We start from the raw sequence: 12,713 nt of genomic DNA on the forward strand, positions 1-12,713 counted from the left end.
AGCCTGAACGTTGTATTCGTTTTTCTATCTATAATTACTCAATCAGTTTCGCCTTGATCAGCATTCGCTGGACCATTGCCGCTGTTTCTGCTTTTGTCATCATGTTCTTCGGCATCAGTCCCGCATTCGTCCCTGTAATCAGTCCATGTTCGACTGCCGCAGCGACGGCATCCTTGGCCCACGAATGAACCTCCATACCGTCTGGAAACCTGGATAGCTGATCATTCACTTCCACGCCGCTGTTGATCGTTTCCAATCCTGCAAGCTTCATCGCCCGCGTGATCATCACCATCGCTTCTTCCCGTGTAATCGAATGCATGGGGCGGAATGATCCATCCGCATACCCGTTCACGATTTCGTATTCCTGTGCTTTCGCCACAGCTCCAGCATACCAATCGCTCGTTTTCACATCCTCGTATACGACCGGATTCTCATGATCTGGAAGACCGAGTCCCCGAACAATAATGGATGCAAACTCAGCACGAGTGATCGGTTCGTCCGGACGGAAATGGCTTCCATCTCCCCCGTTTACCACCATCTGGGACGCCATGTCATTTACCACTTCTTGCGACCAGTGGCCGTTGACATCCGTAAGCGAAACCGGATTCCCAATCAGGGAATAGATGCCGTTCGTTAAGCTGTGGATCACGGCATAGGTTTTCCCTTCCTCTGAACGTACAGAGGTAGGAACAGGGTACGTTTTCCCCTGTTCGGTCAAAGCAACCGCGGTTGAGACGTTATTTGCCAATACACCAGCAGGGAGCGGGATTTTCCGTTCCACATACGTAGTAAAGCTCGGGATAGGCAGCATTTTGCCCTGATGAGTGGCCGTCACCGAAAAATCGACGGGGGGAACGACGACCGTGTACTTCCCTTTTGTTGCTGCGTCGCCCATCCTTTTTACCTGTGCCTGATCGCCCTTCGCGATCCCGATGTGGATGATGAGATCCGATAGGTTTACCTTTGCTCCGAACTGCGTCGCCAACTGATCGATTCGCAATTCGATAACAGGCAGCTTGTAGTGACCGTTCGGTGTCTGTATTTCTAAAATCGCCTTCTTTTTATCCATAGCCTTGGCCGCATCACCTGTCAGGACAACATCCACTTTATCTGTGGGAGACGTGACTGTGATCCCAACCGTCGTCTGCTGATCTGCCTTTTCAAGCTGATCCGCCAAATTTTTCGCATGCACAGTCACGGTATGCACCGTTTGCCCGCCCTTCGTTGAAGCAGACATCGTTGCCACTGCTTTTTGCAGTTTGCCATCGATCATCACTTCCAGCCCTTTTTGTACCGTATTCTCATTGTCGGAGGAACTCTTTTCGGAGCGAGAAGAGCCTGACGATGACGAAGAGGAGGAGGATGCTCTTGTCACCTGGATCGTGTATGTCTTCTGCGTACCATCTGGGGCCTTGACTTCGACCGCAATTTTGTTGCTGCCAACGTCCAGATCGATGTCATCACTTTCTTTTCCGTTTGGCACGGTTTTCCCTTGTACTGTGACGGTCGAATCGCGGTCGAATATCGATGCCGTTACTGTGACGGAAGTTGTCCGGTTTGAAACATGCGCCCGATAGGAAGTGATCTCTGGATCAAACCTTGGGTTCAAGGTAGCGCCAGATATCTGCAAATCGCTTAAATCTGCATTGCCCTCAGGCGCTTTCTCTCGCGCCAGAACGGTTAATACAAATGACTTGCTCGCAGTGAAAGAACCCTTTGTAATCGTCGCTGTCAAGGTAACCAGGATATCGCCTTGGTCTGGAGCCGGACGTGTTACCTCACCACTGTCGTCGATGATAGAGGGATTGTCGGAGGACCAAATGATTTCGCTCCCATTCCGCCCTGAGCTTGAAAGCGTAACACGCCGGGTCACATGATTCTCGCTGTCTCCGGCAGAAAATTTGATTGTCAGCGCCTCGGTGTCTGCTGCTACTGCCGCTTCATCGCCATCTTCATTTTCACCTGGCGTTTCTGGTGTTTCTGGTGTTTCCGGCGTTTCTGGCGTTTCCGGCGTTTCTGGTGTTTCTGGCGTTTCTGGCGTTTCCGGCGTTTCCGGCGTTTCCGGCGGACGCGGCTTGGCACGAACGGGACCGACCGCTCCGCTTTCCACTGCCGCTCCCACTCTGGTACCCGATGCGGCAACAGGCGTGACCTCAAACGTTACAAGCTTGCCCTGCAAATCTCGCGTCAGCACTAGCGATTGTTCGTCCTCTCCTGCCAGTGCTTGTTTATTCGTGCCCGAATCATCGTCCATTACGTACCATTGGTAGATCGACTCGCCTTCCGGATCGTCTTCCTGATCCTCGTACGTATATCTTCCTCTAAGCGTCTCGTTCACCTGCGGAGTCCCGTCTATGCGGACATGACTTGCAGCAGGTACTGTATTTTTTCTAGGCGTTGCGCTCACTTCCGCTGAGAAGTCGCTTTCCATTTCCCAATTTCCTGCCTTTACTGCAAAGAAGCGAGTGATGTTATTGGGTAGCCCTGTAGCTGAATAGCTGTCAGGATAGTAATGAAATCTCATCGTCCCCATGTAATTGCCTGAAGAGAGACCCTCATAAACATCGTAATAGGTGGCTCCTTCCACACGCTCCCAAGACAAAACAACTACGCCATCTCCGGCTGTTGCCCTCAAGCCGGTGGGGGCAGGGAGCACATCTTTTGGCTCGATGATGATGGTGATTGCTTTTGTTCGCTTTTCCTGAGTTGAATCCATAACCGCAATGGTTAGCGGATACGTGCCTTCTCTTTCGGGTATGCCCGAGATCAGGCCGGTTTGGCTATCCAATTCTACCCCAGCAGGCAGGCTGCCCGATTGGATCGTCCAGGTTCGATCACCGATCCCTCCCGTGGCTGCAAGCTGGCAGGAAAAAGGCTTCTCCACGGTTCCGTTACAAGTATCGGGAGATGTGATCGCAAACGGTTCATAAATGGTGATGTCCCGGCTTTCTATTAGTTGTTCTTCCACCCCGGGTGCTTCTGCTGTTACGGTTACTTTTCCTAAAGCAGAGGGCGCTGTGAACGCGAAAGAGAAATGGCCTTCATCATCAGTTGTTACCGACTCGATCATACCTTGGGTAGAAGTGATGTTGATTGGCAATTTTGCTTCAATATCAGTACTTCCGGTGATGGTGATCGTCTTATTTGCTTCCAGTTTAACAGGAACGTCAAGAGATAGTACCGTTGGAGCTTGCAGCAAAACAACGGAGCTCGATTCGCTGCGCGCGTTTGACGTTGCTACTATTTCAATTCGTTTACTTGTCTTTAGAATAGGCTCTTCTCTAAAGCGCAGTAGAAAAGTGTCAATGAAAGGGTCTGATGAATCGATACGAAGAGTCTCTGCCCCTTGCGTAATTTCAAAATTCCATGCCTTCCTCTCTGCACGTGCTTTACTGGTCCCGTCTACCAAAACTTCAACCTGATTGGCGCCTTTTATCGAGAATAACAGATCCGCATAAGGCTCATTCGTGATATAGACATGAGAATCCAATTTTTTAAACTTCCCTGGATCATCTACAGAATTATGGGGAACTGGCCAAAATCTCTGAATCAGAGGGGCTTTCCCTATTTGAAACGATGTGCTTTCGGCCACAACTGTATTCCCGATTAAAAATTCGATGACTGCCGCTTCGATATTATGATCGGTATTGGTACTGATGGCGGTAAGATCAGTAAAGGAAGCGATCCCTGCTGTATCGCTTGTGATCGAAACATTTCCTCTCAATGTCCAGACGCCGGATTCAGCTTTTTTCACAGCACGAACCGTCACCCCGGGAATGGGATTGCCGAATTTGTCCTGAATCTTTAGAGTAGGCTGCGTGCTTAGCGGGCCTCCTCCGTCTTGTGAAGGTCCGACTGGCTGCCGCTCAACAATCGCGGACGGAACAGCATCTGGTGCGGGTTGAACCACAATCGCTTCCACATTTGGTTCCAGCAGTCCCTTGATCTGAAAATGAAGCGTCTGCTTCGTCGTTGAATTCAAAACAAGAGGCACAGTCGCGACACCGTTGGTAAATGGCACTGGAATCGTCTTTTGTGTACCGCTAAGTTCCTCGCCAGCAAATGATCCTGCTGTTCCATCCGGTGCGGAAACATAGCCGCTGATCGTTACATCCGCTAGCTGGTTGAAGGTGGTGTCGATACTGTTCTCCACATTGCGAACCTGAAAAAGGACATCTGCTGCTTGTCCTGCTTGCAGTCCCGCTGGATTGATCTCAGCCGTCCCCCGATATTTCTCATTGGCTAACATATAGTAGGAACTGCCGTTCTCGGAGTCGCTAAAGGGCCCCATCACGATGGTATCCGATTTTAAATTAACGGCTGGGCGTACACCGTGGGGGGGATATACGGATGAAGTACGAACTTCACCTGTAGAATTACTCACCATGTAATAGACTTCATACTGAGAATGAATTGTTCTTGTCCTGTAAAATCCCGATTTGTTTCCATTAGCCATCCTGTTATTCGCATGATTGAAGTACGGAATAACGGTTTGGTCTGGATCTACCATCGAATCATTAATAGTTACTAAATCTTGGGCAGCAAGTACGAACAAAGTATCGTTTTCCAAGTCGTCAAAATAGTCTTTTTTGTAGGTGGTCACTGCAATTGCACGCTGGAACAATGGAGAAAGTTCTGGATACAATGTTCCCCGTAACCATGCTCGAAGAGAGGATTCTGTCCACAGCAATGTATCAAATCGATGACTCACGTCTAACTCAGCCACAATTTCCTCGGAAACGAACAAGCTGGTGTTTCGTGCGTGCTTTTCTTTATCCACGAGAATCCAGGTGATGGGAGCAGTCTTGTACACGTCTTTCACAGTTGGATTCCAGCTTTCTTCCTTGCCCGTGAAATACTCCCAATCCTTGCTATCGCGAATTTTTGTCCCAATCGGCAAATCGCCAATGCGCTGGGCAGTCACCTGAGAATCGGTGGGTGGATCGGTGGGTGGATCGCCGGCTTGTACAACATGAATAGGAAGAGATGTAAAAAAGAGGATAAAAACGAGGGAAAGGAAAAGAATAGGGCGTATTCGGTTTATTGCGATCCTGGTCACAACAATAATTCTCCTCCACAGTTCTTTTCCTCTACCTTATCCCCTCCTCATTTGCAATTCTATCCCCCGAACGGGGTATTTTGATCATCAAGAAGCCGCAGTTGATTGGCTGCCATCACAGCTTCGATTCGCCGGCTTACCTTCAGCTTGCGATAAATGTTTCGCATATGCGCTTTCACGGTCTCCGGAGCGATGATTAATCGTTGGGCCATTTCTTTGTTGGATAAACCGCCTGCCATCAGGCGCACAATCTCCTTCTCTCTTTCTGTCAGTGTGATGCCGTGGGCAGCGACCGCCTCGTCTGAGTCTGAATCATGCTGGGGGTTCTCTGTACGAACCATATTTTTCGTCAGGTAGAGAACCTGGGAGGATAACCGTCGCAGCACAGAATACCTTTCTGCTACAAACGCCTTTTGCGTCTGATTGTTTTCCAAATACAACATGCCCATGACTTTCTCCTGGATCAAAATGGGCAGACAGAGCACAGAGCCTTCTCCGGCAGGCAGATCGGGTGGAATCGGTCCGTCTGTTTTCCCTTCGCCGTTTATGCGAATCACCGCATGCGACCGCAGGCTTTCTGCAATCATCGATTTTTGGGCTTCCGTACATACTTCAAGTGGCAAGTGAGCATGTGAAACAACCAACTGACCGAGCTTTACCTCAGCAATCCATTCGACCTTTGCTTTGCCGTTGTGCACGGAAAACAACCACGCCTTCTCGGCGCCGGCTTGTTTGAGGATGAGGGACATCAGTTCACGTACGACCTGGCGTTCATCTGTTTCCCTTACAAAAATGTCAGAAGACTGCATAATCGCTGCTATATCAAGCAACTGCGGATAGCTCGTATGTTGTTCGGGTAATGATTCTACATCCCGATTATTTCTTACTTCTGATAGAATCGTAAGCTTTGGATTCTCTATCTTTTTGGCAGGCAGCACCTCAGCATTGAAAGTGGTGGTCTGCCCTTCCATCCAACTGGCCTCAAAATCAGCACGCAGTTCCCACGCATTCTGATAACGTTTCTCGGGATCCTTGGCTAACAATTTGAAAAGAATGTGCAACAGCGACTGCGGAATGCGCAGGACATCGTCACTGGACAAAGCTGGAGGTATCGCCATATGGGCATGGGACCACCCAAGGGGATCAGCAGCCTGAAAGGGAAGCTTCCCGGTTAACATCTCAAAAAAGGTAACTCCGAGAGAGTACAAATCCGCTCGATGGTCCACCCGATGATTGATTCTCCCGGTCTGTTCGGGTGACATATATGGCGGACTTGCTTCCATGAGTGTGGACCTTTTTTTGAGATCTTGCTTCTCTGAGATGGATACCGCATAACCAAAGCCTGCAAAATAGACGCGTTTGGTAGTCGGTTGAATCAGGATGGTCTCGGGTCTTATATTGAGGTGAAGAACCTGTCTGCGATGAAGCTCCAGCAACAGACTGGAGATGCGAAGGCTAAGCTGAATAAAGTCACAAACCGATACGGGGTGCAGCGCAAAATAACGGCGCAGCGTTACCCCGTTGATCGGCGTATATTCCAATGCCATGACATCTCCATTCACTATGGGGAGAATAGGTCTTAGAATGCCTTCCATCTCTAGGCGGGAAGCAATACGGTACTCGTTCATGAGTTTCGCATTCTCGAGAACGATCCGATCGCTCTCCTTGACCATTTTTACTAGCATCTGACGGGCGGAGTCTTTTGGATAAGCATGGCCAATCAGGATATACGGGTCTTCGTAAATGACTTGGTTTATTTGATAGCCGGCAGTTGTAGGCATGGTGGATTCCTTTTTCAATCGGGATATTCAAATACATGCAAAAAAATAACTACTTTCTTATATCTTTCGTTGCATGTCGGAAATATCCTACAAACAATTACGGATATCATGACCGTCCTTGGTTACACCCGCGTTTACTTCAGCAATTCCTTCCCGTTGAATAAATACTTGATTTTTCTCCCAACATACCTCATAAGAAAATACCGATTGGGGAGGGTTACCGTGAATTCAAGAATACTGCTTGTTAACCTGCTATTAATCCTCATTATTTTCGGCGGATTGGCTGCGGGCCTCTACTACTACAATCAGAACGCCAATTACATCAGTACCGACAACGCGAGGGTCGACGGACAGCAAATCACCATTTCGGCCGTTGCCTCGGGCAGACTGACAGAATGGAGGGGACAGCTCGGTCAGACCTTTGCAGCGGGTAACCGGATTGGAAGTATCGCACCGATTGGCCAGACAGGTACGGTTGCGATTGATTTCCCTGTAAACGGGACGGTTGTTCAACAGTCAGTCGTGCCCAACTCGTTTGTCGCCGCTGGGACAGTGCTTGCGCGTGCCTACGACCTCAGTAACCTATGGATTACGGCGAATATCGAAGAAACTCGGTACAACGATGTGAAAGTCGGACAGGCTGTCGATATTTATATCGATGCATTTCCTGGCATTGTCCTGTCAGGAAGGGTAGACAAAATTGGCCAAGCCACCGCTGGTTCCTTCTCCCTGATGCCCAGCACGAATACGACGGCTAACTATACCAAAGTAGCTCAAGTGCTACCGGTTACGATTGTGCTTGACGGGTACAAAGGGGTCTCCTTGGCTCCCGGTATGAGCGCAACAGTCCGCATCCATATTTAGGGATGGATGACACCATGGAAAATATCCATCTGGGAAGAACGCTTGCTGTCCTGCTGCTCGGGTCTTTTATTTCGATTCTGAATCAGACGCTGATCAATATTGCCCTCCCTCATCTGATGACGGACTTTAACATGGCCGCCACGACGGCCCAGTGGCTCTCCACCGCCTACATGCTGGTCAACGGGGTACTCATTCCGATCACCGCTTTTCTGATTGCGACCTTTGGGACCCGCTCCTTGTTTTTGTCGGCGATGGGCTTCTTTACGATTGGATCCGTCATCTGTGCCATTGCTCCCACCTTTAGTGTCTTGCTGATCGGCCGAATTTTGCAAGCTATCGGAGCTGGTATACTCATGCCGCTCGTGATGAACGTCTTTTTGACCATCTTCCCTCCTGAGAGACGCGGTGCGGCGATGGGTATGATGGGAATCGCCATGATTTTCGCCCCTGCCGTCGGTCCGACGCTGGCCGGCTGGATCGTGGAACACTATACATGGCGAATCCTGTTCATCATGATGATTCCTTTGGGGCTGATCGATTTATTACTTGCCTTCAGATGGCTGGGAAACGTGAATCGTCCGACCTTCCCGAAATTCGATACCTGGGGGGCCATCACCTCAACGCTTGGCTTCGGCGGGCTTCTCTATGGCTTCAGCGAAGCAGGCACCTACGGATGGAGCAGCTTCACAGTTATCGGATTCCTTTTGCTGGGGACGTTCTTCCTCGCCTTGTTTGTCTGGCGTGAGCTCACGATAAAGGAGCCTTTGCTAGAGCTGCGGGTATTCCAATACAACATCTTTACACTGACGACGGTGATCGGCTCTGCCATTAATCTGACCATGTTCGGGGGCATGATATTACTCCCTATCTATCTGCAAAACATACGAGGTTTTACCCCGTTAGAAGCAGGCTTGCTCATGCTCCCAGGGGCACTGCTGATGGGCGTCATGTCCCCGATCTCGGGAGCGCTGTTCGACCGGATCGGAGCCCGGCCTTTGGCGATTATCGGGCTCATCATTACCGCGGTAACCACGTGGGAATTCACACGACTGACTTCGGATACAACGTATTCCCATATCATGTTGCTGTATACGGTTCGCAGCTTCGGCATGTCATTCATGATGATGACGGTGCAGACCGCCGGTTTAAATCAGGTGCCTTTACGCCTTAGCTCGCATGCCACTGCGATGTCCAACACGGTCCGGCAAGTGGCTGGCTCCATCGGGACGGCCCTGATGGTGACGGTCATGACCACACGCTCCACGATCCATATGGGTGATTACGCGAATACGATCACGACGAGCAGTCCGGAAATACTTTCTGCTCTTCAGGAGGTTTCTGGCTCAATCGCGAGCCTGACAGGCATGCCCCTCCCAGCAGCGCAGGCGACAGCGATTCAGACCATTTACGGAAAAGCGATGATGGAATCGACCATCAAAGGGATTAATGACGCTTTTCTCCTCGCTACCCTCTTTGCACTCATCGCGCTCTTCCTCTCCTTCTTTATCAGCAGGCCGGAAAGGCAGACGACAGAAGTCGTGAGGAAGCCTCCCATTGAGGAGCCGAAGACGGTCAGACCATAAGGAAAGGGCGGGCCAGGCTCCACATTACTCGCAAAGGAGAACCGTATGAAAATATTAGTGGTCTACGACAGCGAAAGCGGACATACCGAGGTTTTGGCTCGTTCGATCGCGGAAGGCGCCAAGCAGGTAAAACAAGCCGAGGTATGGCTTAATCATGTAAAGGAAGCCGATATTTACGAGCTGGCGCAAATGGACGCCATTATTTGGGGATGCCCCGGCCATTTCGGCACCATCAGTGCCGGGTTGAAGACCTGGATTGATCGACTCGGTTATTTGTGGGCGAAAGGAAAACTTATTGGCAAAGTGGGCGCCGTCTTTTGCACAACGGCGACCGTCCACGGCGGCATTGAAGCCACGATGCTGAATCTCATCACACCCATGCTTCACCACGGAATGATCGTCGTCGGGCTGCCAGGCAATGTGCCGGAGAACGCTTTGTACGGCTCGTATTATGGTGTCGGGGTGACGTGCCCAGTAGAGCTGTCTCCCGACGATCCTCCCAATTTACCTAATGAAAATGATTTGGCGCTAGGGAGAGCACTTGGACGCCGCGTGGCGGAAATCACCAAAAAATTGACGATGCAGACCTAAAACGGGAGGAACCACTATGCTCTATGGAATTGCGATTGTTGTGGTCGCCGCTTTCATCGGTCTCATCGTATTTAACATGAAAGCAGGCCGGACCCGTCCGCCCGAAGTCCCGAAGGATAACCCGTCTACCGATCCTCCGCAGTTAGTGATGGAGGAAAATAAACAGCTGGCCACTCCCAGGGAGGAGGCCATGCGACATGCTGAGCCCCAACCTAAACTTACGGGAACCCCCAGGTTTCGGGAACAAAGCGACGATGAATACAGAAACGCTTTGCGGGACTTTCACAGCAAAGGTGCCTCTAGTCATGAGGCGGATGAAAAGAAAGAAGACCCTGTTCCCGCTTCGAAAAATAATGACGAAGCCTATCGGGAAGGCCTTCGATCTCTGGGCAAACGCGATTAAATGAACAGAAAGGAGGAATCAAATTGACCACTTCTCATAGTGATCCTGGGCAGTTAGCGGAGATGAGTGACGATGAATACAGACAAGCCCTTCGAGATTTCGCTGGAGTAGGAGAAGACTCCCTGCAAAATGGTCAGGTGACAGAAAACGGTGAGCCTGCTCTCCATGAACGGATTTGAACAAGGTAAGACAAATCAAAACACCTTCAAGAGAATGCAACCATGTCATAAGATATGGGAACAACCTGGAGGTGTTTTTATGGTTTTCCTTTCTAGAAGAAAAATCTTACCCGAATAAAATGGTAAAGAGTTTGGGTTGTTTTCCGAATAACCCTCTAAGGAGGCTTCTGAACAATGCTTGAACAGTTCCTCAATTATTGGACAAAACCGCTGCAGAAAAGGGAATTCACATCATTAGTAGCCCGGCTTAGTGGAAACCAAACCATAACACTTGTTACCGTTGCCTTGCTTAGTACTCTAGCCACACTATTCCAACTAGCGGGAGGCTTTATGCCGGGACCAGGATACTTGATCAGTCCTCTTTCTACGGCCCCGATAGTAGTAGCAACTCTCATTTCTTTACGCTCAGGTGCTATCGCTTATGCACTTGTCATCATTATTGCTGCTCATTCAACCGAGTGAACTAATCGTCTTTCCGTTTACTACGGGATTGCTTGGACTGGCATTAGGCTTCAGCGTTGTGCACTTCAAAAATCGGATTCAGGTTGTCTTGTTTTCCACAGTCGCGTTATGGGCTGGAATTGCGCTGGTATTATATGGCTTTCGCTTTCGTCTACTCGGTCCGTCGGATACAGAGACCTTTCATGTCGACACGATCATGTATCTATTTCTTTTTTGTTTGCTTTATAGCGGGATATGGACGGAAATCATCCTCCGGTTATTAGCGAGATTAAGAACGTATGTACGTGGGTAATAACTCTTAAGCTCATTCTACCGAAGCCAAAGCTGTAACGAGTTATACACCAAGCCCAGGAGAGTTTCGTGAACTGGAAACGGAGAATGATAAACTGAAGAAATTACTTGGAGAAAAGGATTTGGAAATCGCGATCCTTCTGGATCTTGTAAAAAGGGTGAACCCAGCTTATCGGACAGAATGGAAATAGCCGACAAGTAGATACGGTATACAACCAAAATGGTGCTACGTATTGTCGGCATCCTTGAAGCAACCTACTACTACCGAAAAAACAAAGCCTCCCCAAAAAAACCTCGTGTCTACCACAGAGGGCGGCCAATACCCGGTTATTCTTTGTCAAAGGACGGACAACCTGTCTCTGACGAACAAATCAAAGAATGGCTATCCGAGCTGATTGCAGATGAAGAAGCTACTTATGGTTATGGATGTCGAAAGCTTACTGTCTGCCTACGACGAAACTACCAATTGATCATCAACAAGAAAAAGGTTTACCGCTTATTGTAAAGAAGAAGAACTCTTACAACCACAACGGCAAAAGAAAAACAAACGTGCTTTGTGGAAACGGCAGCAATTCGAACATAAAGATCACCCTGTTATCCGTACGGATAACGGTCCACAGTTTATTAGCCATGCGTTTGAATGCCGCCTGTCAGCTTTTCCAAACGGTGCATGAAAGAATTCCTCCAAAGTCACCGAATAAAAATGCTCACATCGAATCATTTCACAATGTTTTCGAGAAAGAATGTTTGCAACGAAATGAATTTCAAAGCTACCAAGTGCGAGAATAAGGGAGATATGCTCTAATTTTGAAGGGTTAAACCGAACCAGTTAGTCTCGTTCAATATGTTCTATTAAATATTGAGTACCGCTTTTTATTAACTTGAATTGTATATTGAGGTTGTGTTTTTGCTTATTGTCAGCATTAAAATAATCATACTCAATCCCTGTAAACTTTACGACTATCTTTTGATCGACTTCTTGTATGTCCACTTGTAAATTTTCATCGATGGCATCTAAGTCAGCCTCAAAACGCTCTCTTGCAAAGGTCTCAAAAGTACCATCCTGAGATGTTCTAAAAAAGGAGGTGAAGATTGTTTCAGCCTGTTCTTTCGTAAAATACTTGTTTAGGCGTGACGTAACAATATCTTTAACCGCACTTTCTGCATTAGGTTTTACGCTTGATAAGCGAGTCAAATCGTCGGTCCACACTTGTAATTTTCGGAACCAGTCCCAAATATAAACTGGTTCCTTCGAATTTAAAATACTATCGTCCAGTTCGGGAGGAGCATAGTTGTCCAAAACTTCAATAAGGAAGGTTGCGTTATCTTTTGTTAGTAGATCTTGTTTACCCTCTTGTTGACCAGAGTTGGTTACTAAAGGTGTCGAAGCATTTTTTACCAAACTTTGATCAGGAACAGTAGTGTTAGAAGTACATCCAGTTAAGGCTATTGCAAGACATGAAGTAATAAATAAGCCTTTAGATTTCATTATAGCTCCTC

General features: G+C 48.6%; 10 protein-coding genes. 7 read left to right on the top strand and 3 right to left on the bottom strand.

From position 1 onward, the window contains the following. Positions 1 to 34: 34 nt before the first annotated feature. Both NDK47_RS23470 and NDK47_RS23475 read right to left on the bottom strand, forming a co-directional pair. The gene (locus tag NDK47_RS23470) at positions 35 to 5,059 is read right to left on the bottom strand and encodes an S-layer homology domain-containing protein (RefSeq protein ID WP_251872155.1); all 5,025 of its coding nucleotides are present in this window, start codon (positions 5,057 to 5,059) and stop codon (positions 35 to 37) included. 59 nt (positions 5,060 to 5,118) lie between these two features. Then, on the bottom strand, positions 5,119 to 6,840 hold the full coding sequence (locus tag NDK47_RS23475) for a protein kinase domain-containing protein (protein WP_251872156.1): 1,722 nt from the start codon (positions 6,838 to 6,840) through the stop codon (positions 5,119 to 5,121). Positions 6,841 to 7,062: 222 nt separating this feature from the next. Between NDK47_RS23475 and NDK47_RS23480 the strand changes: the two genes are divergently transcribed. The 7 genes from NDK47_RS23480 (at position 7,063) to NDK47_RS27885 (ending at position 12,002) form a co-directional block, all read left to right on the top strand. After that, entirely contained in the window at positions 7,063 to 7,704 is a 642-nt protein-coding gene (locus NDK47_RS23480) for an HlyD family secretion protein (RefSeq protein WP_251872157.1), read from the top strand. 14 nt (positions 7,705 to 7,718) lie between these two features. After that, a complete protein-coding gene (locus NDK47_RS23485) occupies positions 7,719 to 9,287 on the top strand; it encodes a DHA2 family efflux MFS transporter permease subunit (protein WP_251872158.1) in 1,569 nt (522 codons plus the stop codon). 45 nt (positions 9,288 to 9,332) lie between these two features. After that, complete coding sequence (locus NDK47_RS23490) at positions 9,333 to 9,878, top strand: NAD(P)H-dependent oxidoreductase (RefSeq protein WP_251872159.1); 546 nt, start codon at positions 9,333 to 9,335, stop codon at positions 9,876 to 9,878. A 16-nt stretch (positions 9,879 to 9,894) separates the two neighbouring features. Then, positions 9,895 to 10,281, top strand: coding sequence for a hypothetical protein (locus NDK47_RS23495; protein ID WP_251872160.1), 387 nt, complete (start codon positions 9,895 to 9,897; stop codon positions 10,279 to 10,281). A gap of 23 nt (positions 10,282 to 10,304) precedes the next feature. Beyond that, positions 10,305 to 10,460, top strand: coding sequence for a hypothetical protein (locus tag NDK47_RS23500; protein ID WP_251872161.1), 156 nt, complete (start codon positions 10,305 to 10,307; stop codon positions 10,458 to 10,460). 174 nt (positions 10,461 to 10,634) lie between these two features. Further along, the gene (locus NDK47_RS23505) at positions 10,635 to 10,922 is read left to right on the top strand and encodes a hypothetical protein (protein ID WP_251872162.1); all 288 of its coding nucleotides are present in this window, start codon (positions 10,635 to 10,637) and stop codon (positions 10,920 to 10,922) included. Between the two features lie 921 nt (positions 10,923 to 11,843). Beyond that, on the top strand, positions 11,844 to 12,002 hold the full coding sequence (locus NDK47_RS27885; RefSeq protein WP_407653462.1) for an integrase core domain-containing protein: 159 nt from the start codon (positions 11,844 to 11,846) through the stop codon (positions 12,000 to 12,002). A 40-nt stretch (positions 12,003 to 12,042) separates the two neighbouring features. Here the strand turns inward: NDK47_RS27885 and NDK47_RS23510 are convergent, their stop codons facing one another. After that, a complete protein-coding gene (locus NDK47_RS23510; RefSeq protein WP_251872163.1) occupies positions 12,043 to 12,702 on the bottom strand; it encodes a hypothetical protein in 660 nt (219 codons plus the stop codon). Positions 12,703 to 12,713 lie beyond the last annotated feature (11 nt).

The sequence above is a fragment of the Brevibacillus ruminantium genome (genome assembly GCF_023746555.1).
GTDB lineage: Bacteria > Bacillota > Bacilli > Brevibacillales > Brevibacillaceae > Brevibacillus > Brevibacillus ruminantium.